Here is a 22435-nt window from a genome sequence, read left to right on the forward strand (position 1 = left end):
CAAAATGTCGGACAATTGAACAGGCAAAGCCTGTCCTTGTCCGAAGCCAATTCATCTCCCACTTTCACTGGTGCTAAAAGCACCTTCACGTTTAGAAGTGAGAGACTTCTTGGCTGTAAAGTTAAAAAAACAATGTAAACCGCGTCACATCAACGATAAAACAAAATGGCGGAGGAGGAGGGATTCGAACCCCCGCGGGCTGTGACACCCCTGGCGGTTTTCAAGACCGCTCCCTTCAGCCAGACTTGGGTACTCCTCCTTGTTCTTTCGGCTGACAGAGAATATAATAGCATAGCTGTATCAAATGTGCAAGGTTTTTCAAAAAAATTTTCTTTAAAAAGCACCTGAACCTCCGCCGCCTCCTCCTACGCCTGCACCTCCGCCACCGCTGCTCGTTCCTGCTGCTGCAGCAGAAGCAGAAGCTTGTCGGTCTGCTTCTTGCAATGTAGGATGAAGCATACTACCAAGAAGCAAAAATATCATCCAATCTTGGGAATCAGCTGTTCGAATCGGTTCTTTTAACAAATCACGTTTTCCCATTCCCATCTGATACAAAAATGCAGGGACGCTATCTTCCTTATCCCACCTCTTCCATTGATCTCCTAGTGTAAGTGATCCTAGCTTCTTTTTTAGTTGATGTCCATGTATCGTTAATGGGCGATATGACAGGGCAAAAACAACGAAAAAGAAAGTCATTACAAATGCCATAATAGCCCAGACGACGATCCCGTAATACGCAAAGAAAATGGCAATTGGAAGTGTAATTAACACCACTAAGCCAGCGATCCAACGTGGGGCTGTCGATTCAACATATAACTCTTGTTTTTTATATTCCTGTTTGACTTCGCTTTGCCAATGATGGTAGTTATTATAATATTCTTCTTGATTCTTTTTCTCTTTTGTGTAAGCTTCTATGTCTTCCATATGCAAAGTATTATTCCGTCCTATTTTTCCAAACATCCAGTCTAACAAATAGCGCTCATGTTTATAATCCGTCTCAAGATGAACAAGACGAAGTACATCATCGGACTCTTTCTCTATGTTTCCTTTGCGAACAAGGTCCAATAAAGCAGCGGTTAATGCAGACACCGGAAGCTGACCATGGTTCATAAATAAAATCATCGCTGGCAAACTCATTCTCACTTTCGGGAAATGGCCGGTGCCCTTTTCTTGTCGTATTGCTTCATGCATCGTTTCTCGTCTCTTCCATAAGCCATAAGCAATAAGTACAATCGCTAACAGTGCCATTCCACCAACGAGCCATGGCGCATAATTACTCCATCGTTCCTTATTTTCGGCATACGCTGCCACTTCATTATCTAAAGCTTCTTTTTCGGCAAGAATCGTATCAAGCATTGGCTCCTCGCTCGTTACGTTAGCTTCTGGAAACATGTCGCAATCATAAGCAACCCGAATATCTCCGTTTGTTTCATCCGGTACTTCTCCTAATGCAAAGATGACAACACCATCTTCGTGAATCTGAGCTGTACCATATGCTTCATCATACCCGTAAGCTGCTTCTACTTCTCCGGACATCGGTGGCTCGATCGTAATAGTTAAGTTCTCATAGGTGGATTCATTGCTTTTGTCAAAAAAAGGCCAATAAAACTGAGCGACATCTTCGTAAACATCTACTCCTCCATCAATCGTATAAAATATATCAATTGTCACTGTTTCATCCGTTCCTTGACGATGGATTCTATATAATTCATCTTCTTGCTCGACGGTTAACTTCACACCAGCTTCTGAGGCCCGGACATTTGAAATCGTACTATCCTCTTTCGGTATCAGTGTCCGTGTGATTCCACTAAACTCACCCTCAAAAGTGTACGTATGCGTTTCATGTACTTCCACTTGTCCATCTGGCTGCAGCATCGCATGAATATTTGTTTCATTGATTTCATAATCCACTGCAAATAAGGTGTTTGGAAAGATGAGAAAAACAAGTAAACAACAGATGAACATAAACAATTTTTTCATGATAGGCACCTCCTTTCCCATTTTAACATAGTAACTACATAGTAATTCTAAAGAAGATGATCCTTTCAAATAAAAGATTCAGTGTTTCACGTGAAACATAAGGCGAGGAGGAGGGCTTCCAAATGATTCTTCCTCTTCTTCTGTGTCCTCATCCTTCTCCACGATTAACTGGTTCGGGTCTAATATTCGTGAAAGAAAAACTGAAAACTTTCCCCTGAATCAATCATTGTAATTTTCGCTTTCGCTACCGCCTGCACGTCATCATAAAACGTATCACCAAACTCCATATTAGCGAGCGGAATCTCTTCTGTCATCCTTTCTAGTAAATCAAAGGCACGGTGTAACACGGCCGCCATCTGTCCGTGGGTCAGTACCCATTGGGGAAATTGTAAATAAAATTAATCGCTCAGAAAACAAATGGTAAGCGAGCAGTTTAATACCTTTCTAAAAAACATCATCTTGATTGACAGGTATACGTGTATAGGTATATTATAAAGTTGTAATAATAATTATTCTAAATTACATGAGGAGGAGATTTTCATGAGTGAAGAAACGATGAGTCAAGTAAATTCTTTACCAAGAATTGGATCCAAAGCACCGAATTTTGAAGCGACAACAACCCACGGAACGTTACAGTTATCTGATTATGAGGGAAGCTGGGTTATTCTCTTCTCCCACCCTGCAGACTTTACACCTGTATGTACGTCTGAATTTATTAGTTTCCAAAACATCTACCCGAAATTGCGAGAAATGAATACAGAATTACTCGGACTAAGTGTTGACAGTGTTTCCTCTCATATTGCTTGGGTACGAAACGTGAAAGAAAAATTCGGAGTAGAAATTGAATTTCCAATTATCGCAGACTTAAATAAAGAGGTAGCTGAGAAGTACGGCATGATTATGCCAGAAGAAAGCAGTACAGAAACATCCCGTGCTGTTTTTATTATTGATGGTCAAAGAACGGTTCGTGCAATTATTTACTACCCTCTTTCTACAGGGAGAAATATGGATGAAATACTCCGTGTTATCACTGCTCTTCAAGCAACAGATGAACACAATATTGCAACTCCTGCAGACTGGAAAAAAGGAGACAAAGTTATTGTTCCTCCTGCAAACACCGCTGAAATGGCAGAAGAAAGAGTAAACGATGACAGTGTAGAATGTATTGACTGGTACTACTGTCAAAAAGAAATATAAAAAGGAGTAAAAAAATGGCTTGTGTAGATGATAAAGGACAATTAACAGCTTCTGCGAGAAAATTACTGGAAACGATTGAAAATAATGCTTTAACACCTGAAGAAATTGCAAAAGAAGCTGCTCTCCCACTCTTTAAAGTAAGAAGTAGCATGAGAGACATGAAAAGCATGGGGTTTGTAACTGAGGAAGAAAATGGTGCATACCAAATGAACCCTGAAGCAAGCAAATTACTAAAAAAATGAGACGTTAAAATTTCCTGAAGTTAGTCGCAGAGTTATAACTGGGCAAAAAAAATCGAGTAGGAGGAGGTGATTAACCTCCGTCCTCTCACACCACCGTACGTTACGGTTCGCGTATACGGCGGTTCAATTAAGATGGGTAACGCAAGACTTCCTTCCGTGAATAGCTTATCTTCTTATGCCAGTAGTCACTCCACCCTCCAAGAGGTCTTCCACGGAATTCACCGTTTCCTTCCTCAAGTGAGGTACTACGTTTTCTGTGTTCATCATGACCTACTGAATGCAAAGGGCTATTCTCTCTTCATTGTTCAGTCCTTCCAAACCGTTCTAGACCGATTTGTACTATGACCTCTGCTGACTTCTGATGGTTCAGCTACTGGAATGTCAACACTAAACTGAACAAAATTTTTAAGGAGCACATACCCTTTTATTGCTTTCAAAATATTAGAACTCATTCAAAATGTAGCTCGTGCTGTTTGTCACTTGACATGGAGCCTCTGCGGGCAAGATCCTGAGCCAGGAAGCCAGATTTATCAAAGAATCTGGCTCAGCCGCCAAGGCTATCATGCCCGCCTCTCCAAGTAAAGTGGTGCTTGTCTATTTAACATCGCTCATTTCTATTTGATGCTTTCGCTTATACTCGGTAGGAGTAAGATAGTCTAGTGAACCATGAATTCGTATGTTATTAAACCAATTTACGTAATCAAATAGTTCAAGATCAAGCTCTTCTTGACTATCAAATACTTTACCATTAACGAATTCTGTTTTAATTGTTTTGAACGTTGCCTCGGCAACGGCATTGTCATAAGGTGTTCCTTTTTCGCTTAGGGATCTCTTGATACCAAACGTTTCTAATGCTTGGTCTATCAAATGGTTTTTAAACTCGCTTCCTCGATCAGTATGAAATAATTCGAGACGATTTAGATTGTATTTAACTGTTGAAAAGGCACGTTGAACGAGCTCGGCACTCTTATTAGGGCCAGCACTATAACCAATAATTTCACGATTATACAAATCTACTAAAACACAAATATAATGCCAGTTTTGCTTAACTCGAATGTATGTTAAATCACTCACAATTACTTTCAATTCTTTGTCTTGATTAAATTCACGATTCAGTACATTTCCAATTTCAGACTCATTTACTGTTGTTTTTCTAGGTTTAAATTGAGCGACTGTGTACTTGGAGACAAGTCCTTTTTCTTTCATTATCCGCCCAATTCGGCGACGTGACACTGTCCAACCTTGCTTTTCTAGTTCTTTTTTAATTTTTCTTTGACCATAAGGCGATCGCAAAAAACAATAATATGTCCATGTGTATTAGTAATTCCTCCTAAATTATGTAAATTGCTCATTGGCAATTATTTCATATTCCCCTTATTTCATCAATGCAATTTTCTAGCGTGTGCTCCATTCCACTCATGTTCGTTTAATAAAATCTAATTTTTCCTCCGCCTATCGTAGAAAAGGTCAAACATATGAGATTCTACCCATGTTGATATTCAAAACTTTTGAATGATTTATATTTACATAAAAATAAACTACGATGGGGGAGAAAGGAGGATGATTACAGATGTGGAAAAAAATGATTCCCATCTTAGTAAGTGCTCTTCTCTGCACGATATTGGCTACTAGTGTAGTAGGAGCGAGTAAAGATGCAACGTCACCGAATGACCCGGACAATATTTCTTTTGAAACGGATAAAGAACAATATACACCAAACGAAACGATTTTTCTTTCACTGAAAAACAATTCCCCTTATGCGATTTCTTTCGGCATGCCATACGCAATTGACGTATTGAAAGACGGCAAATGGCAAAGAACTTCACTCACGGATGATCTCATGTTTACACAGCAAATACTCACGCTATCTCCCAAAGAAACATATGACACCGCCGTTGACTTAAACATTTTTAAAGACAAGCTTTCCCCTGGATACTACCGAATTGTAAAGCTCGTTCATATCGGTGAGAAACCAGTGGAAATCGGAGCAGAATTTGAAATTGTGAAAGAAACTTTCAAGTAAATTCCATGATAAAAAGTCAATTGTGTAGCTAACACGCACAATTGACTTTTTTCATATTATTTTTCCGGCGGGGTAATTTTTTCACGATTGCCCATATACGGTCGCAACACTTCTGGAATGACGATACTTCCGTCTTCTTGCTGGTAATTTTCCATAATGGCAGCCACAGTTCGTCCTACTGCAAGACCGGATCCATTTAACGTATGAACAAACTCTGTTTTTGCTTTTTTGTCGCGTTTAAAGCGGATGTTCGCTCGACGTGCTTGAAAGTCTTCAAAGTTACTGCAAGAAGAAATTTCTTTAAAGTCGTTGTAGCTTGGAAGCCACACTTCAATATCATATTTTTTCGCTGCTGTAAAACCGAGGTCAGCAGTACACATGTTAAGAACGCGATACGGTAGCCCTAGTTTTTGTAAAATTGCTTCGGCATGACCCGTTAAACGTTCCAATTCCTCATAAGAATCTTCCGGCTTGACAAAACGAACGAGTTCGACTTTGTTAAATTGATGTTGGCGAATGAGTCCGCGCGTATCTCGCCCAGCAGAACCTGCTTCCGAACGAAAACATGCACTGTAAGCCGTATAAGCGATTGGTAAATCATCTCCAGAAAGAATTTCACCTTGGTAGTAATTCGTGACAGGTACTTCCGCCGTCGGAATGAGGAAGTAATCGTCTTCGCGAATCTTGAAAGCATCTTCTTCAAACTTCGGTAACTGTCCTGTTCCTATCATGCTGCCACGGTTCACTAAATAAGGTGGAAGCATTTCTGTATATCCGTGTTCTTCTTCATGGACGTCCATCATGAAATTAATTAACGCCCGCTCCAGTCTCGCCCCTGCCCCTTTATAAAAAGCAAATCGACTACCGGTGACTTTCGCTGCTCTTTCGAAATCCATCATGTCCAGACTTTCCGCTAAGTCCCAATGGGCTTTCGCTTCAAAGGAAAAGGTCGGTATTTCTCCCCATCGTCTCACTTCCACGTTATCGTCTTCCGTTTCACCGATTGGCACGCTCTCATGAGGAATATTTGGAATCGTAAGGAGTAATTCGTTTAACTGTTCATCTACTTCTTTTAATTGTTCGTCTAATTTTTTTATGCTCGCGGAAACTTCCTTCATTTCTTGAATAAGTGCGTCCGCATCTTTTTTCTCTCTTTTTAATAGAGCGACTTCTTTTGACACTGTATTGCGGCGCTGTTTTAATTGTTCTGTTTCTTGAATAAGTTCCCGGCGTTTCTTGTCCAATTGTTCGAAGTCGTCTAAGGAACGAATATCTTCTCCCCGTTTCGCAAGCTTTTCTTTCACTGCATCAAAATCTTGTCGTAATTTTTTAATGTCTAACATATCACTTTCCTCCTCTTTTTTCTTTTTATATTAATTTGATATGTTTCCATATATGCTTTGAAAAGTGGAAATCTGTCTAAACGCTCATGAGTTGCTTTCACGCAAGTTTGTTAGCTAAAACTGAGCCATAAAACAGTCATGGTACGCTTTCACTCTTGGAATCCCATCAGAAACAAGTCATCAACTGTTTATGAGATGGTTCCACAAACGTTCTGCTAATGAAAATGTGTCATAGGTAGGTGATGAGATGTTTTCATACGCGTTTATCGCCTGGAAAAGTGCCATGGTCCCTTTATAACATGTTTCCATGCGCTTCTTTCAGATGGAAATGTGTCATAAACCTGTTATGAGGCGATTTCACGCAAGTTTGTTTGCTAAAACCGAGCCATAACCAGTCATGGCGCTCTTTCGCTCGTCGATTCCCATCAGAAACAAGTTATCAACTGTTGAAGAAATGTAGCGAAGTAACGTTCGGTTGCCGGATGCTTAGAAATTTCTATCTAAAGACTTAGAAATTCTCATCTCCTTGAGCAAGTAAAATCAAAGATCCACTTTATTTCGGCTGAAGAAGATGTTTTCACCTCTCCTGCATTGCTTTTGGACCGAAACGATCTAATAAAAAACGTCCCTTTTCTTATTGAAGAAGAAAAGGGACGGAGGTTCCGCGTTGCCACCCAATTTCAGAGAGACTTGTCCTCTCTGCGCTTTGTCGTTTGTAACGGAATCAAATCCGGGAGAAACTACTACGATTTCATTTCTCCACTCCAGGCGGGATTCACAGGGGATAGCAACCGATTCGCACCACCCATCGGCTCTCTGAGTGTCTATACTTCTGCTACTTGTGCCTGTCATCGTATTATCTTATTCACTTCGGTCTTGCATGCGTTCGTCAGGAGAGAGCGTGGACATTTCAATCCCTTTCATCGCGCCTCCCAGTCCTTTTGACAATTCCGCAATCCGTTCATAATCTTTGTAATTCGCGGTTGCTTCTACAATAGCACGAGCATATTTCTCCGGGTTTTCCGATTTAAAAATACCAGATCCAACAAAAACGCCGTCCGCACCAAGTTCCATCATCAATGCCGCATCCGCTGGTGTTGCTATCCCTCCAGCTGCGAAATTAATGACTGGAAGTCGTCCTTTTTCTTGAACCTCTAACAACAACTCATAAGGGGCACTGATATTTTTTGCTTCTACCATTAATTCGTCGCGGGACATATTCACGACTTTGTGGATTTCTCTTTGTACCATGCGTAAATGACGTACCGCTTCCACAACATTTCCTGTTCCCGGTTCACCTTTTGTGCGAAGCATTGCCGCTCCTTCTCCAATCCGGCGCAACGCTTCCCCTAAATTACGAGCCCCGCAAACGAACGGCACGTCGAAATCATTTTTATCTATATGATAGACATCATCCGCTGGAGTTAATACTTCACTTTCATCAATGTAGTCAGCACCAAGAGCTTCTAACACACGCGCTTCCACGATATGACCGATCCGTGCTTTTGCCATCACCGGTATGGATACAGCATTGACAACTTCTTCCATAATCGTCGGGTCTGCCATCCGTGCAACACCACCGGCTGCACGAATATCGGAAGGAACGCGTTCTAATGCCATGACAGCTACTGCCCCAGCTTCTTCTGCAATTTTTGCTTGTTCGGCATTGACGACGTCCATAATGACGCCACCTTTTTTAATATGCTCTTTTGTCCAAGCTATTTTATCCTGTTGATTTGCCATCTTTTGATTCCTCCTGAAATGATTCACACGCTTTGTTATCATCCACGTATAAACTTTTATTTATTCACATTGTACCACTACAAACGATACAAAGAAAATACTTTCCTTCAACAAAATGTTAAAAAATCCCTTTCACAAAATTGGCCGCTTGATCCCAGACACTTCCGAAAAAGCTGCCAATACTGCGAATAGTCAAGGAAAACCAACCTGCTTTTTCAACAGGCTCGTCCAAGACGAGAGGAACGTGATGTACCGCTTCTAATTCTTTCTGAAGATATGATACATCCTCTTCATAAGCTACGCCGATCGTTCCTATGACTTCCCCTTCTTCCATTGGGGCTTCTATTTCTCCGTCTTCATTAAGCAAATCTTCATTGATTGTAACTACCGGAGAAACACCTTCTTCGTTTCCTTTTTCTAGTAATACAGATAAGTCTTCTCCCGCGGAAACAGATACTTCATCGACCTTTCCTTTCGATACCGGAATGGTCTCATGTCCCTTGACACTTTCTCCTTTTTCAATGACATTTACGTATTCAAAATCATTGAAACCGTAATCGAGGAGTTTCGCTGTTTCTCTAAAACGAGCTTCTCGAGATTCCGTTCTCATCACAACGGAAATCAACCGCAGTCCATCTCTTTCTGCCGTACTAGTAAAGGCATTTCCTGCTAGATCCGTATAACCTGTTTTCAGCCCGTCAACACCTTCGTATTCAAACACACTACCAGGAAGCATCCAGTTCCAATTTTCCATTTCTATGTAGTCTTCCGTACCTTCTTTAAATGTCTTTGTGCGAATGCTTGCTGTATCTAACACTTCCGGGTATTCATTTAACAAATGATAAGCGAGAATCGCAGTGGCTCGAGCAGACATCATGTTTTCTTCGTCCGCTCCAGTTCCTTCCGGATGGTGGCCTTTCATCGATTGGTTGTTTAATCCCGAGGAATTCACGAACTTATAATCTTCCATGCCAATCTCTTCCGCCTTGGCATTCATACGTTCTACAAAGTTTGCTTCCGAACCGGCTATATGTTCCGCCAGTGCCACTGTGGCAGCATTTGCTGAATAAATAGCCATCGCTTCGTATAATTCTTTAACGGTATACACTTCATCTTGACGAAGAGGAACATTTGAAAGAGAGGTATCGAGTGATAACTGTCTGACAGCATCTGAAATATGTACTTCATCCTCCCATGAAATTTCCCCTTCGTCTATTGCTTCATGGACGAGATATTCCGTCATAATTTTTGTCATACTCGCCGGTGGTAAGATGACATCTATGTTTTCATCGTATAAAATTTTTCCCGTCTCTGCTTCCACTAAAATAGCAGCTTCTGCTTCTAAATCGGGAGCTGCTGCTTTTACCGGACTCCCCATCATGAGAAAGGAAAAACTTAACGTCGCAATGAGTCCTGATTTTATCCATTTTATTCCTTTCAACTTGCTGCACCTCCACAACTTGCATAAACGTTATTTTATCATAGGTTTTCAAAAAAAAATAGCCAGTATTGAGACCTATTTTTCGGCAAGAAAAAGCTGTCCTTCAGAGATGTTGCCTGTCGGACAGCTTGATGTTTCACATTATATGCTGTAGTTTGGCGCTTCTTTTGTAATTTGTACGTCGTGCGGATGGCTTTCTCGTAATCCTGCATTTGTAATGCGAATGAAGCGAGCATTATTCCGTAAATCTTCAATCGTTTTCGTACCACAATAACCCATCCCGGAACGTAATCCTCCGATTAACTGATGGATCGTATCCGATAGTTTTCCTTTGTATGGTACTCGCCCTTCAATCCCTTCCGGAACGAGTTTCTGGTTATTTTCCTGGAAATATCGATCTTTACTTCCTTCTTCCATCGCTGCAAGGGACCCCATGCCACGGTACACTTTAAACTGTCTTCCTTGGAAAATTTCCGTTTCTCCTGGACTTTCACTAACTCCTGCTAAAAGTCCACCAAGCATGACAGCATGTCCACCAGCCGCCAAAGCTTTCACGATATCTCCGGAATATTTGATTCCGCCATCAGCAATAATTGGAACATTGCTTTTTTCCGCTTCCCGAGCACAGTCATAAACAGCGGTAATTTGTGGCACACCGACTCCGGCGACAACTCGAGTTGTACAAATAGAGCCAGGACCGATTCCCACTTTTACAATATCAGCACCTGCATCAATTAAAGCTCTCGTACCTTCTGCAGTCGCAACATTTCCAGCGATGAGCGTTACATCCGGGTACGCCTTTCTAATTTCGTTAATTTGATTGAGAACACCTTTTGAATGGCCGTGTGCAGTATCAATGACAAGCACGTCCACTCCTGCTTCTACAAGAAGTTCAACTCGTTTCATCACATCTGTAGTGACTCCAACGGCCGCTCCCGCTAATAAACGTCCTTGTTCATCTTTTGCCGAGTTCGGAAACTCAATGACTTTTTCAATATCTTTAATTGTGATAAGTCCTTTTAAAGTGCCATCTTCTTCAACCAATGGTAATTTTTCAATGCGGTGCCTTTGAAGTACTTTTTCTGCTTCTTTTAATGTCGTTCCTACCGGCGCTGTTACTAAGTTATCTTTCGTCATCACTTCTTCAATTCGGATGGAATAATCTTCAATAAAACGAAGATCCCGGTTCGTTAAAATACCAACAAGCTTTTGATTTTCGTCTACAATCGGAACTCCGGAAATTTTATATTTGCTCATTAAATGTTCTGCATCAAACACTTGTCTATCTGGAGTTAAAAAGAAAGGATCAGTAATGACGCCGCTTTCGGAGCGTTTCACTTGGTCAACCATTTCCGCTTGTTCTTCAATGGACATATTTTTATGAATAATTCCTAAACCACCTTCACGCGCCATCGCAATGGCCATTGGCGCTTCTGTTACCGTGTCCATTCCTGCACTTAAAATAGGGATATTTAACTGGAGCTTCTCGGTCAACGTCGTTTTGACAGACACTTCTCGAGGATGAAACTCAGAATGGTCTGGGACTAGCAACACATCATCAAAGGTAAGCCCTTCCTTTGCAAACTTATCTTCTCGCATCTTCTCATCCTTCCTTTCTTCATCCTTTTAAACTTTGCTAAAACGGTTTCCTCTTTTCCTATCCGTTTTTTTCTCTATTATTTTACAGGCAATCTTTTACGTAAAATAACATGTAATAAAGACTAAATAATATATTATAAAGATGTTAAAAATATTGCCTGTTGGCTACACTACTTAAGGATATTTCTAATATCTTAACACTTTTTTTCGTGAAGCTCGAGCAAAAGAAATAAGTTTAAACTTTCGAAATTCTCAAAAGATAACACTAAGAATGACACCACATTTCATAGAAAGGAGGAGATGGATGATGTTATCGTCTGATGCGCTCTTTTCTTATTTTATCCCTTATGAATCACAAGAAATGTTACGACGATTTTTAGTACGTACTTATGAACAACAACCGTCTTTCAAAGAAAAGGCAACGAAACTGAGTTATCAAAATGCAGCTACGCTCCACTATGAATGGATGATTGGAAAAACGTATTGGCAAGAAGGAATGCTAGCTTCTTTCTATGTACAACCGCTCCTTTATTTTTATGGAATGACTCATTTTTTAAAAGGAATTATTTTATTAAACGACCCGTATTATCCCGCCAATTCGGACGTTCTTGCTCACGGCGTCACTTCAAGAAAAAGAAAAAAGAAAGGATACTCCTTCCTTGAAGATGAAGTAAAAGTACAAAAACGAGGATTTTTCCCTCACTTTTCGAAAGAATTGTTTCACGTGGAACATGTGACAGGAGAAAAGTGGCAAATGGGGCATTTATTATATTCTCTTCCCTACATGCAATCATTGATGCAACAATGTCAGCTAGCAGATTTTTCTTCTCTCGTAAAAAAGCTACATCCACTCGCTATTCATTTTTTACTTTTATACAATTTAAGCATGATTTGTCGTTACGAAGCGGAATGGTGGGGAGAGCTCTTAACCCTTTCTCATAGCGAAGATTACCCGGTCGTAAAACATTATTTAATGACTGTCGCACACCAAGTTCCGCCACTATTTCAACCATTTTTTATGTCGGGATAATGGTATCAATATATATTTGATTGGATAATTGTACGACATCTTTTTCATTCATTTTACGTACAAATGGTTGCGTTATATTTTTTTCATCAATATAGACAATTTCGGCCACATTGCCATCACTGAGACGAACCTTTGTTCCAATCGAGTAAGTAAGCAAACTATCCATTAACGTTTTAACGACGGTAGGATCTAACTTTCCGAAATGATTTCGATAAATATCATCAATGACTTTATAAGGTGATTTTTTTGTGCGATGAAACCTTTCCGACGTCATCGCATGATACACATCCGCCACGGCTACTGTACGGCTAAAAGGGTGGATTTTATCTCTTTTTATTCCGAGCGGATACCCGCTGCCATCTTCTCGTTCGTGATGTTGTAACACTGCTTGCAACACTTCATTCGCCACCGGAAAACTTTCTTTGATCATCCGATAGGAGTAATAAGGATGACTTTTCACTTCAGTAAATTCCTCATCCGTTAAAATCCCTTTATTTTGTAAAATACGTGGTGGTAATTTGCTCATCCCAATATCAGACAATATGCCAGCAAGTCCTATTTGTAATGATTCTTTTTTTGATCTGCCTTGCTTTTGCGCAAAAAAATAAGATAATACCGCCACCGCGACAGGATGATGATAAATATATTCTTCTTTCGTACTATAGTGGTGTAAAAATAACGATTGACTTAACACTTCCCGGGGTTGTTCAAGCAATGGGTATAATAAGGCGCGAATACGTTCAATTTTTACTTTTTCTCCATGAATCCACGTTTGAAACTCTTTTTTAAATAGTTGTACAGACTGTAAATATTGATCCAAAAAAGGAAGTGTCTCTTTTTCTTTCTTATCCGTTTCCTCTTCTACCGGTTGTTCCGACATTTCTTTTGGTTGAAACTTGTCTCCAGTAACAAGCACGTCTTTCACGTGCACTTGTTCCACAAGAAATGCCTCTAATATTTCCATGTGCTTTTCTTCTATGACAGTGTCTTTGCGCACAATCGGTTGTGAGGTCTTTACAAAAATGTCTTCGTCTAAAATACAGCCGACTTCCAGTTGTTCTCTATGTATCAGCAATGTCTTTCCCATTATTGGAAATTTTCTCTATTCCAATAATGGATTCCCCCCATTCTTTACTGAATTGAAGAGAAACGGTACGTACACGGACGTCATCGTTTCTCTTTATTTAAAACGAAATTACCAAATTTGTTCTTTTATTGCTTCTTTTCGTAATTGGTCCCGAAAATCAGGATGGGCAATCGAAATAAGTCTCTCTACTCGTTCCCGAATCGAAGTTCCTTGTAAAGAAGCGACACCATACTCTGTTACAACATAATCAACATCATTGCGTGAGAGTGTCACAGCAGCACCTTTTTTTAGACTGGGAACAATTTTGGAGACGGTTTTCCGCTCATTCGTACCTGGCACGCGAACTGCTGTTGTCGAATGGAGTGCGATAAATGATTTTCCACCTCTTGACATTTGAGCACCAATCGCTGTATCCGCTTGTCCACCAGTACCACTATATTGGCGATGGCCAATCGACTCTGAATTACATTGTCCCGTTAGATCTATTTCTAATGTCGTGTTAATGGAAACCATCTTATCATTTTGAGCAATGACATATGGATCATTGACGTAAGAGTTACGTAAGATGGCCACTCCCGGGTTATCGTCGAGAAAACGATACAACTTTTCAGTACCTAATGCGAATGAAGCAACCATTTTGTGGGGATATAAAGTTTTATATTTTCCAGTAATGACTCCTGCTTCGAATAAATCTACCATTCCATCGGTTAACATTTCCGTATGAATACCTAAATCCTTTTTGTTCATTAATTGCTTTGAGACGGCATTTGGGATACTACCGATGCCAAGTTGAATCGTCGACCCATCTTCAATGTGTTCTGCAATATATTTTCCAATACGCTCGTCCTTTTCGTTTAATGGTGGTATCGGTAGCTCTGGCAAATCAAATTCGTTTTCAACAATGAAATCAATTTCTCCTACATGCACCGTCGTATCTCCAAAGGTGCGTGGTAACTTCGGATTGACTTCAATGATAACAAGATCCGCCTGCTCTATCATATCCCGCTCGTGAGTGGCACTTAAAGAAAGTGATAAGTAACCATAGCGATCCATCGGAGAAGCACTGCCTAAAAATACATGTACCGGACGATGCACAAGACGCCGCAGTCCTGCAAAACGTAAATGGTGAGGAATGTAAGAGACTCTCTGTTCAGGATGGTTTTCACGCATCACCGGCATATAAAACCATCCTTCCATAGTAAAGTGCTTTCTATATTGATCTTTTGCAAAATAATCAAAGGAAGTCATCGGTAAGCACGTCGTCACCGTCACATCCTCGACACGGTCGGAAATTGTGTGTAATTGGGAGAGTAACCCTTGTGGTTCAGAAGCCCCTAACGCAGTCACAATATGATTCCGCGATTGAATATGTTGTAATGCTTCTTCTACCGACACCAATTTAGATTGATACAGCTCACGAAAACGATTCATACAAACCTCCTATAAGCACGTTCTTCTCCTATTCTCTTACCCCATTTTACCAACAAAAATGCGCTCGTTGATATTTAAAAGCCTTACGACCATTTCGTATATTCCATCATTTCTTGGGTATTCGGATTTTATGGTGGAAAAGGGCTTATATTCCACCCTTCTCCAATTTCTTAATTAGTGTGGAAAAATCAACACCATAGTTGTCTGTTATGTTGTGGTCTGTCACTTCATACCAATTGAGAGTTTCGTATAATATAGCTTTGCTGAACGCACTCGAATTAAAACGTGGCTTACGTCTCTTATGTAGTTTTTCATTAAAAAGTATTTTGGCTCGTAAGGCTTCAAAGGAGTAACCTCTACCCATTCGTTCTACTTGCCTAATAATACTATTAATGGACTCTGTATAAGCGTTAGTGAGCCTTTTATCGAAGTAGTTGAAGATTTCATCCTGCCAGTTGTCTACAGCTCTAACAAGGTCTTTATATGCGTCTTTAGAGTTACTGGATAAACAACGTTGTCTCCAATATCTATAACGATCCATCCCCTCGTCAGAATCATCTGTATCCCATATCATGTAGAACTCTTCTTTAATTTCATAGGCTTCTTTTAGGTCAGAGCTATTACTTAACCAAGTATCTAAAAGAAATGAGTCTCTTTCATTCAAGTCATGCTTTCGTTTAAGAAGGATATACCTTTCACGCATAAGGGTACGCCTTTCTTTGGCTGTCATATTGGCTCTGAGAGACTTCCTAACATTATCTAATGCTTGATTAGCCATTCGGACTACATGAAACTTATCTACAACTACTTTAGCGTGTGGCAAAACAGTATTTACTGCATCTTTGTAAGGCTTCCACATATCCATTGTGACGTATTCAATGTAATGCCTATCACCAATCTCTGAAAGCCTTTGTATAACAGTATTCTTATTACGATTAGGCTTAATATCAAAGATGGTTTTACGTTCAACATTAGTCAATACAAGACGAGGTTTACGGATAATATGTATTTCATCTATTCCAAGCCATTTAGGAGTCTCAAATTGGTATTCTTGTTCTTTAAATGCTACATAGTCCTTAAAGACGTTTCTTACGGTCTTTTCGTCTACACCGACGCTTTCAGCGACATCCACAAAGGTCTTGGACATAGACTGCTCTTCAATGGACTTTAACAACCTTTTAGTCATGCTACGTTTTTCGTCAATAGAAATAAGACGTTCCCAAAAGGTAGAACCACATTCACGACATTTATAACGTCTACGCTTTAGTTGTAAGCCCACTCGCTTCAAACGAATGGGCAAGTCCATAATTAGTTGCTTTCGTGAGTCATGCCTATACAACTTATCAAAACCACATTCAGGACAACGTTCAGGCGGTTCGATTGCTTCCACTTTAAACATCATATCGCTTTCATTTTCTTGTGGTGGTTCTGTTGTTTTAAGATCTGGTAGTAATAATAAGTCTGACATACTGTTCATCCTTTACTACTCGTAGTGTTACGATATTAATTATCTTTCATTGAATATCCTACGTAAAAAAGGTTATCCCATTGATGCAGGGATAACCTTTTCATTATTCATTTATGCAGTAGCACAGCTACAATCTTTGCACTCACAGACTTCATCAGTACAGTTATCTACACATTCTTGACTGCAATAAACTTTTCCTTCTACTTCTACTTTGTTTTCACCAAGAAGACAATTACAGCTTGGTCTCGCACATTTTTCCATACCAAACTCCTCCTTATTATTTTGGTAAATCCTCGGTTAAACACCAACCTTGGTCTAAAAGACTAACGACACAATTATCAACAATTCGGTACCGAATAAAATTGCCTTCACGATTATTGCGAACGATGCCTTTATCGACCAATCGTTGAAGTTGGTTGGAAATGGCTTGAGGTTTCATTTCAAGCTGTTCTGCTACCTCACTAACAGATAAATTTGGTGTTCGAATTAAAGTGTGCAATATTCTGAGTCGAGTCCCATTAGAAAGTATTTTAAAGGTCTCACTTAAACCCTCAGCGTTATCTGTATCTAACAAGGGGCGTTCCGTTAGTTTTGGTTTTGGTGTACACCAGTTTTCAGCCATTATTTCCTCCTCCATTTCACAATTACATTATATAGTGTAATAGTTTTTGTGTCAAGACGTTTATACAGTGAAATTCATAATATAAGCATCTTTTTTATCAGTACGTTATGACACCTTTACAATATAGTAATTTATTTCCCTTGCACTGACTATTTAAATTTTTTTCAACCTATAATCACCTGTGTTTGTGTTTGATTGGAACTATTATTTTCCTTAGTATTCCACTAAATAATCCGATTTAACACTAACTGTTTTTAAATTATTAAAATAGTAATTCCACTATATATTCCGAAGACCCCATTTCTTTTGCCGTATCAACATCTCGTATTCTTGACTCCGCTTGTTGCAAATGAAAAGACATGTTTGTTACATTGAAAATCGTATGTTCCAAGCGATGATAGTAAGCACCGTACGTGGCCCGTCATATGAAAACAGCAACCTACAAACATATGCCTTCTTTCCTTTCTCGTTTCCTTATCTTTATTATCGGCTACGTACGCTTTTTCTAAAGTAGTGATAGCATCAAAAAAAGAGCCAGGGAATGACCTGACTCCTTGTTTCTTACAACTTTACATCAATGTGGCTTCCTAAATGAGGCTGGGCGATCTGTTCCACCTGTGTTGATTCCATCAATTTCTGTAGAGCCGCTCCTTCTGTTTCTACTTGATCCATCGTCTTTTTCATCAACGCAATGGATACGTCTTGCTTCACTCTCGCTTGACTAAAAGCCATGGACATGAGCGCAACATCCAAAATATAAAACCTCCTTATTATCAGACTTATTCATCGTATCGACATAATCTCCTGACTTTTCATAGCTTGAGACAAAATTGTCATTCATCCATCAAAAAAGAATGTAAAAAGAGCTATAATGGACACGAAAGGAGAAAACAACAGATGAATGAACTATACACAATACTCTTATTGATTCACATCGTTTCAGCAATCATTGGGTTAGGCCCTGGTTTTTATTTGATTTTTGTCGTGAAACCGGCGAAAAATATGACCGAGCTGCGTCATTCTTTTCTTATCCGAAGAAAACTTCACGTTGCTACGATGATTGGAGGGACGCTACTTTTATTAAGCGGGCTCGGGATGGGGGCGATTCGTCCTTCGCTCTTCTCCGAATTTTGGTATACGGGAAGTCTCATTTTATTTCTCGTTGCCCTTGCTTCTGGACCGCTCGTCTTGTCCCCGTTATCTAAACCAGTCAAAAACATTTTGAACACTCATACAGAAGATAAGATTCCATCCGCTTACTATCAACACTCAAAAAGACTCTTCTTCGTTGAAAGAATCGCAAGCGTGATTTTCTTCCTTATCATTGTCCTCATGATTTTAAAACCGTTTTAAAGAAGTTGTTCAGAAATGAATTGGTAGGACTGCATGCGGTCTTCCACCGTCGCTGTATTTGTTACGATCATCACTTCTTCCACTTGATACGTTTCTTTTAGACGGAGCAATTGTTGTTTTACGTGAAACGGATCACCGATAATCATGTTTTCTTTCCGTTTTTGTATGGACGCTTTTTCTTTTTCCGTTAACGTCGTCTTTTTTGCTTCTTCGATGGACGGAAGATTTCCTTTCCCACGAATGGACCAAATGAGCGCAGGAAGAGCAATTTCTTCTGCTTTTTCCTTCGTTTCGGCACAATAGACGGACACGGTAAGTAATGCTTGAGGACGTTTGTTTCTTTGTTCTTTTGTTCCGTTAAACGTATTTACATATGTTGAAATGATTTTTGCACCGTCTTTAGCGCTCATAAATTGACCAAAGGCGTAAGAAAGCTTCTTTTCGCCAGCAAGAATCGCGCTTTTTTCACTCGTTCCTAATATCCATACTTCCGGCGCAACGTCAGGGACAGGGGAAGCTTTTAAAACAGGGTGTTTTTGATTTATGTATAATAATAGTTCCTCTACTAACTCGGGAAAGCGGTACACTTGCTGTAAGTATGCGTCGGAAAGCGCATTCGTTGCTTCCGCAGAACCACCTGGCGCTCTTCCAAGACCGATATCGATGCGCCCGGGAAATAACGTCGCCAACGTATGGTGAACTTCGGCAACTTTGTACGGTTTATAGTGGGGAAGTAATACCGCCCCAGTTCCGAGCCGAATCGACTTTGTATAAGCGCCGACATAACTTAATAACACTTCTGGTGCAGAGGAAGCTAAACCGTCTAAATCATGGTGTTCCGTCATCCAAAAACGGGTGTAACCTAATGTTTCCCCTAATTGCGCTAACTTTCGGGAAGCAATGAGAGCATCCCGTGCTGTTTGTTCGTTCGTCATTGGAGATTGGTCTAATATGCTTAATTTCAATGTCAAATCCTCCCTACAAATAACGGGACTGTTCCAGTCAAATGACTGATCCAGCCCCTTCTTTTCGTTCACGTATACCGACGCTTACTCATCCGTTTCATCTTCTAATTCTTCTTTTTCATCTTCATTCTCTGACTCTGGAGTATACACAGGAGCGACAGTTGATACTTCTTCCCCTTCATCTACTCGAATTAATGTCACCCCTTGCGCGTAGCGGCTATATTGAGAAATTTCGTCCGCTCGAATTCGGATGAGTACACCATGAATCGTCATAATCATAATGTCTATATCATCAGAGACGGAGCGGAGTGCTACTAATTCTCCCGTTCTCTCCGTTAAAGTCGTTGCTTTTAACCCTTTTCCGCCACGATTTTGTGTTCGGAATTCTGAAATTGGCGTTCGTTTTCCGAAACCTTTCGCTGTTACCATTAATACGTCTTGATTTGGATCGGTAATGGCCATCCCAATGACTTCATCGTCTTTTTCCAGCGTGATCGCTTTGACACCGGCAGCTGTTCTCCCCATAAAACGAACGTCTTCTTCATGGAAATGAATCGCCATCCCTTGTTTTGTTCCGATAATAATTTGCTCTGACCCGTTCGTGAGACGCACCCCATACAGTTCGTCTCCTTCTCGAATCGTTATCGCGAACAAACCACCGCGACGAATATTTTTAAACTCCGATAGTTTCGTTCGTTTTGCAATTCCTTGTTTTGTCACGAAAAACAAATAAGCATCTTCTCTATATTCTTTTACTGGAATGACCGTACTAATTTCTTCATCTTTATCAATTTGCAATAAGTTAATGACAGGAATCCCTTTTGCAGTCCGTTTCTGTTCTGGAATTTCATATGCTTTTAACCGATATACTTTTCCTTTATTAGTAAAAAACAAGAGCGTATGATGGGAACTGGTCGTAAATAAATGTTCAACAAAGTCATCATCATTCGTGCCCATTCCTTGAATGCCTCGTCCTCCGCGACGTTGACTGCGATACGTGTCACTCGGCATTCTTTTCACATAACCACGGTGAGAAACAGTAATGACGACGTTTTGACGAGGAATTAAATCTTCGTCTTCGATATGATTTTCACCGACAGTAATTTCCGTCCGCCGCTCATCATTATACTTTTCTTTGATTTCTAATAACTCTTCCCGAATAATGTCCAAAATCCGTTCATCACTTGCAAGAATATCTTTTAGTTCTTTAATCAATGCCGTTAATTCTTGATATTCTTCTTCAATTTTGTCCCGCTCTAGTCCGGTCAACCGTTGTAAACGCATGTCCAATATTGCTTGTGCCTGGTCATAGGATAAATGAAATTGTTCCATTAAACCATTTCTTGCTTCTTCCGTCGTTTTCGAACCACGAATGAGAGAAATCACCGCATCAATATGATCCAATGCGATGCGAAGTCCTTCTAAAATATGGGCCCGGGCTTCTGCTTTTCTTAACTCAAACTCCGTGCGACGACGAATCACTTCTTGCTGGTGCGCTAAGTAGTGAGATAAACATTCTTTTAAATTCAGTACTTCCGGTCTGCCGTTCACGAGAGCGAGCATGTTAATGCCAAAGCTAGTTTGCATGGCTGTTTGTTTGTACAAGTTATTTAATAATACTTTTGCGTTCGTATCTTTTCTTACTTCAATCACAATTCGCATACCATTCCGGTCAGACTCGTCTCGCAAATCAGTAATTCCTTCAATTTTCTTCTCGCGGACGAGTTCCGCTATTTTTTCAATTAAGCGAGCTTTATTCACTTGATAAGGGATTTCAGTAATAATAATCGTTTCTTTTCCTGTTTTTGACTCTTCAATATGGGCATTCGCTTGTAATGTAATGGATCCACGCCCTGTTTCATAAGCACGTTTAATACCAGAGTGACCGAGAATTTTAGCTCCCGTTGGAAAGTCCGGTCCCGGAATATATTCCATTAATTCCGACACAGTAATATCTGGATTTTTACTTAATGCAAGAACACCATCTATCACTTCTCCCAATTGATGAGGCGGAATGTTCGTAGCCATCCCGACTGCAATTCCCGACGCGCCATTGACAAGCAAATGAGGAAAACGAGCAGGCAACACGACAGGTTCTTTCTCGTTTCCGTCATAGTTATCTTGATAGTCAATCGTATCTTTTTTAATATCGCGAACGAGTTCCATCGATATTTTCGACATTTTTGCTTCGGTATAACGCATCGCAGCCGCCGAGTCTCCATCGACAGACCCGAAGTTCCCATGGCCATCAATTAACATGTAACGATAGTTAAAATCTTGTGCCATCCGAACCATTGTTTCATAGACCGCTGCGTCACCATGCGGGTGAAACTTCCCAATGACGTCTCCGACAATCCGAGCGGACTTTCGATACGGTTTATCGGGAGTCATCCCCAATTCATTCATCGCATGTAAAATTCGACGATGAACGGGTTTCAGACCATCTCTCACGTCAGGAAGCGCCCGGCTTACGATAACGCTCATCGCGTAGTCAAGAAACGACGTTTGCATTTCTTCACCAATATTTACTTCCGTCACCCGAGAATTACTCTCTGACATGCATACATCCTCCTTGCAATGCTTCTATTCATCTTCTTTGATTAGAAAAACTCGGCTTGTCGCCGAGCTCTATGGCGAATGTTGGATATTTATTTCTAGCTTCGATGCCTCCGCTTATCGTGATGAACCGGCTCTTAGGCTCTCGGATTCTTCAGGTCAGGGAAAGAAAGCAAAACCCGCTTTCTTTCCTGCCCTTCCAGAATCTATCGCGCCTGTACAGTCGCCTCCGTTTTTCTTTATGTCTAGCTCAAGCAACCAGGCGCTTGGGCGCTTCAGAACGTGGCAGAAGTCAAAAAACGACTTCTGTCCCCGTTCTTCCACCGCCTTCGCGCCTAAACGGTTGCTTCCGCTT

General features: G+C 40.4%; 19 protein-coding genes, 1 tRNA gene, 2 pseudogenes and 1 other annotated feature. Of the genes and pseudogenes, 5 read left to right on the forward strand and 17 right to left on the reverse strand.

Features of this window, described 5'->3' with window-relative positions; all coding sequences use genetic code 11:
- Nucleotides 1-166: 166 nt before the first annotated feature.
- The 3 genes from GJS40_RS04365 to GJS40_RS04375 form a co-directional block, all read right to left on the reverse strand.
- Nucleotides 167-259, reverse strand: a tRNA-Ser gene (locus GJS40_RS04365).
- A 74-nt stretch (nucleotides 260-333) separates the two neighbouring features.
- Complete coding sequence (locus GJS40_RS04370; RefSeq protein WP_270896455.1) at nucleotides 334-1980, reverse strand: DUF2207 domain-containing protein; 1647 nt, start codon at nucleotides 1978-1980, stop codon at nucleotides 334-336.
- Nucleotides 1981-2159: 179 nt separating this feature from the next.
- Nucleotides 2160-2327 (reverse strand): hypothetical protein, encoded by a 168-nt coding sequence (locus tag GJS40_RS04375; RefSeq protein WP_270896456.1) that lies wholly within the window; start codon nucleotides 2325-2327, stop codon nucleotides 2160-2162.
- Between the two features lie 193 nt (nucleotides 2328-2520).
- On the opposite strand from GJS40_RS04375, the gene GJS40_RS04380 reads away from it, so the two are divergent.
- A complete protein-coding gene (locus GJS40_RS04380; RefSeq protein WP_270896457.1) occupies nucleotides 2521-3177 on the forward strand; it encodes a peroxiredoxin in 657 nt (218 codons plus the stop codon).
- A 14-nt stretch (nucleotides 3178-3191) separates the two neighbouring features.
- Nucleotides 3192-3419, forward strand: coding sequence for a replication/maintenance protein RepL (locus GJS40_RS04385; protein ID WP_270896458.1), 228 nt, complete (start codon nucleotides 3192-3194; stop codon nucleotides 3417-3419).
- Between the two features lie 594 nt (nucleotides 3420-4013).
- Here GJS40_RS04385 and GJS40_RS04390 read toward each other — a convergent pair.
- Nucleotides 4014-4709: pseudogene (locus GJS40_RS04390) on the reverse strand (IS3 family transposase); the annotation flags it as partial.
- Nucleotides 4710-4989: 280 nt separating this feature from the next.
- On the opposite strand from GJS40_RS04390, the gene GJS40_RS04395 reads away from it, so the two are divergent.
- Complete coding sequence (locus tag GJS40_RS04395; RefSeq protein ID WP_270896460.1) at nucleotides 4990-5442, forward strand: immunoglobulin-like domain-containing protein; 453 nt, start codon at nucleotides 4990-4992, stop codon at nucleotides 5440-5442.
- A 56-nt stretch (nucleotides 5443-5498) separates the two neighbouring features.
- Here the strand turns inward: GJS40_RS04395 and serS are convergent, their stop codons facing one another.
- The 4 genes from serS to guaB form a co-directional block, all read right to left on the reverse strand.
- Nucleotides 5499-6785 (reverse strand): serine--tRNA ligase, encoded by a 1287-nt coding sequence (gene serS / locus GJS40_RS04400; RefSeq protein WP_270896462.1) that lies wholly within the window; start codon nucleotides 6783-6785, stop codon nucleotides 5499-5501.
- A gap of 646 nt (nucleotides 6786-7431) precedes the next feature.
- Nucleotides 7432-7646: a binding site (T-box leader), on the reverse strand.
- The gene (gene pdxS / locus GJS40_RS04405; protein WP_270896463.1) at nucleotides 7647-8528 is read right to left on the reverse strand and encodes a pyridoxal 5'-phosphate synthase lyase subunit PdxS; all 882 of its coding nucleotides are present in this window, start codon (nucleotides 8526-8528) and stop codon (nucleotides 7647-7649) included. It lies immediately after the preceding feature.
- Nucleotides 8529-8646: 118 nt separating this feature from the next.
- Nucleotides 8647-9960 (reverse strand): D-alanyl-D-alanine carboxypeptidase family protein, encoded by a 1314-nt coding sequence (locus GJS40_RS04410; RefSeq protein ID WP_377902082.1) that lies wholly within the window; start codon nucleotides 9958-9960, stop codon nucleotides 8647-8649.
- Nucleotides 9961-10110: 150 nt separating this feature from the next.
- Nucleotides 10111-11568, reverse strand: a complete 1458-nt coding sequence (gene guaB, locus GJS40_RS04415) for an IMP dehydrogenase (RefSeq protein ID WP_270896466.1) — start codon at nucleotides 11566-11568, stop codon at nucleotides 10111-10113.
- Between the two features lie 307 nt (nucleotides 11569-11875).
- Here guaB and GJS40_RS04420 point away from each other — a divergent pair, with 307 nt between their 5' ends.
- Entirely contained in the window at nucleotides 11876-12598 is a 723-nt protein-coding gene (locus tag GJS40_RS04420) for a YaaC family protein (RefSeq protein WP_270896467.1), read from the forward strand.
- On the opposite strand, the gene GJS40_RS04425 is transcribed toward GJS40_RS04420, so the two are convergent.
- From GJS40_RS04425 to GJS40_RS04455, 6 genes and pseudogenes are all read right to left on the reverse strand, one after another.
- A complete protein-coding gene (locus GJS40_RS04425; RefSeq protein WP_270896469.1) occupies nucleotides 12585-13673 on the reverse strand; it encodes an HD-GYP domain-containing protein in 1089 nt (362 codons plus the stop codon). The two genes, GJS40_RS04420 and GJS40_RS04425, sit on opposite strands and share 14 nt — an antisense overlap.
- 120 nt (nucleotides 13674-13793) lie before the next feature.
- Entirely contained in the window at nucleotides 13794-15116 is a 1323-nt protein-coding gene (locus GJS40_RS04430; protein ID WP_270896470.1) for an acetyl-CoA hydrolase/transferase family protein, read from the reverse strand.
- Nucleotides 15117-15261: 145 nt separating this feature from the next.
- Nucleotides 15262-16584: an ISL3 family transposase gene (locus GJS40_RS04435; RefSeq protein ID WP_041846675.1), complete on the reverse strand. Its 1323-nt coding sequence runs from the start codon at nucleotides 16582-16584 to the stop codon at nucleotides 15262-15264.
- A gap of 277 nt (nucleotides 16585-16861) precedes the next feature.
- The gene (locus GJS40_RS04445; RefSeq protein WP_041846673.1) at nucleotides 16862-17206 is read right to left on the reverse strand and encodes an ArsR/SmtB family transcription factor; all 345 of its coding nucleotides are present in this window, start codon (nucleotides 17204-17206) and stop codon (nucleotides 16862-16864) included.
- A 262-nt stretch (nucleotides 17207-17468) separates the two neighbouring features.
- Nucleotides 17469-17615 (reverse strand): annotated as a pseudogene (locus GJS40_RS04450) (flagellin); the annotation flags it as partial.
- A 152-nt stretch (nucleotides 17616-17767) separates the two neighbouring features.
- Nucleotides 17768-17959: a YjfB family protein gene (locus GJS40_RS04455; protein WP_270896478.1), complete on the reverse strand. Its 192-nt coding sequence runs from the start codon at nucleotides 17957-17959 to the stop codon at nucleotides 17768-17770.
- Nucleotides 17960-18103: 144 nt separating this feature from the next.
- On the opposite strand from GJS40_RS04455, the gene GJS40_RS04460 reads away from it, so the two are divergent.
- Complete coding sequence (locus tag GJS40_RS04460; protein WP_270896479.1) at nucleotides 18104-18559, forward strand: DUF2269 family protein; 456 nt, start codon at nucleotides 18104-18106, stop codon at nucleotides 18557-18559.
- On the opposite strand, the gene GJS40_RS04465 is transcribed toward GJS40_RS04460, so the two are convergent.
- The 3 genes from GJS40_RS04465 to GJS40_RS04475 form a co-directional block, all read right to left on the reverse strand.
- Nucleotides 18556-19524: an LLM class flavin-dependent oxidoreductase gene (locus GJS40_RS04465; RefSeq protein ID WP_270896481.1), complete on the reverse strand. Its 969-nt coding sequence runs from the start codon at nucleotides 19522-19524 to the stop codon at nucleotides 18556-18558. The genes GJS40_RS04460 and GJS40_RS04465 overlap by 4 nt on opposite strands.
- 84 nt (nucleotides 19525-19608) lie before the next feature.
- The gene (gene gyrA / locus GJS40_RS04470) at nucleotides 19609-22083 is read right to left on the reverse strand and encodes a DNA gyrase subunit A (RefSeq protein ID WP_270896483.1); all 2475 of its coding nucleotides are present in this window, start codon (nucleotides 22081-22083) and stop codon (nucleotides 19609-19611) included.
- 156 nt (nucleotides 22084-22239) lie between these two features.
- Nucleotides 22240-22435: hypothetical protein (locus tag GJS40_RS04475; RefSeq protein WP_270896485.1), on the reverse strand; the 196-nt coding region annotated here is incomplete at its 5' end.

The organism is Aliibacillus thermotolerans, assembly GCF_027853235.1.
Lineage (GTDB): Bacteria > Bacillota > Bacilli > Bacillales > Marinococcaceae > Aliibacillus > Aliibacillus thermotolerans.

Excerpts from the sequence above, each read along its gene's own strand:
- guaB (WP_270896466.1), bottom strand. The coding sequence starts at position 11,568 with ATGCGAGAAGATAAGTTTGCAAAGGAAGGGCTTACCTTTGATGATGTG.
- GJS40_RS04370 (WP_270896455.1), bottom strand. The coding sequence starts at position 1,980 with ATGAAAAAATTGTTTATGTTCATCTGTTGTTTACTTGTTTTTCTCATC.
- gyrA (WP_270896483.1), bottom strand. The coding sequence starts at position 22,083 with ATGTCAGAGAGTAATTCTCGGGTGACGGAAGTAAATATTGGTGAAGAA.
- GJS40_RS04380 (WP_270896457.1), top strand. The coding sequence starts at position 2,521 with ATGAGTGAAGAAACGATGAGTCAAGTAAATTCTTTACCAAGAATTGGA.
- GJS40_RS04435 (WP_041846675.1), bottom strand. The coding sequence starts at position 16,584 with ATGTCAGACTTATTATTACTACCAGATCTTAAAACAACAGAACCACCA.
- GJS40_RS04430 (WP_270896470.1), bottom strand. The coding sequence starts at position 15,116 with ATGAATCGTTTTCGTGAGCTGTATCAATCTAAATTGGTGTCGGTAGAA.
- GJS40_RS04445 (WP_041846673.1), bottom strand. The coding sequence starts at position 17,206 with ATGGCTGAAAACTGGTGTACACCAAAACCAAAACTAACGGAACGCCCC.
- pdxS (WP_270896463.1), bottom strand. The coding sequence starts at position 8,528 with ATGGCAAATCAACAGGATAAAATAGCTTGGACAAAAGAGCATATTAAA.
- serS (WP_270896462.1), bottom strand. The coding sequence starts at position 6,785 with ATGTTAGACATTAAAAAATTACGACAAGATTTTGATGCAGTGAAAGAA.
- GJS40_RS04460 (WP_270896479.1), top strand. The coding sequence starts at position 18,104 with ATGAATGAACTATACACAATACTCTTATTGATTCACATCGTTTCAGCA.
- GJS40_RS04385 (WP_270896458.1), top strand. The coding sequence starts at position 3,192 with ATGGCTTGTGTAGATGATAAAGGACAATTAACAGCTTCTGCGAGAAAA.
- GJS40_RS04395 (WP_270896460.1), top strand. The coding sequence starts at position 4,990 with ATGTGGAAAAAAATGATTCCCATCTTAGTAAGTGCTCTTCTCTGCACG.
- GJS40_RS04420 (WP_270896467.1), top strand. The coding sequence starts at position 11,876 with ATGTTATCGTCTGATGCGCTCTTTTCTTATTTTATCCCTTATGAATCA.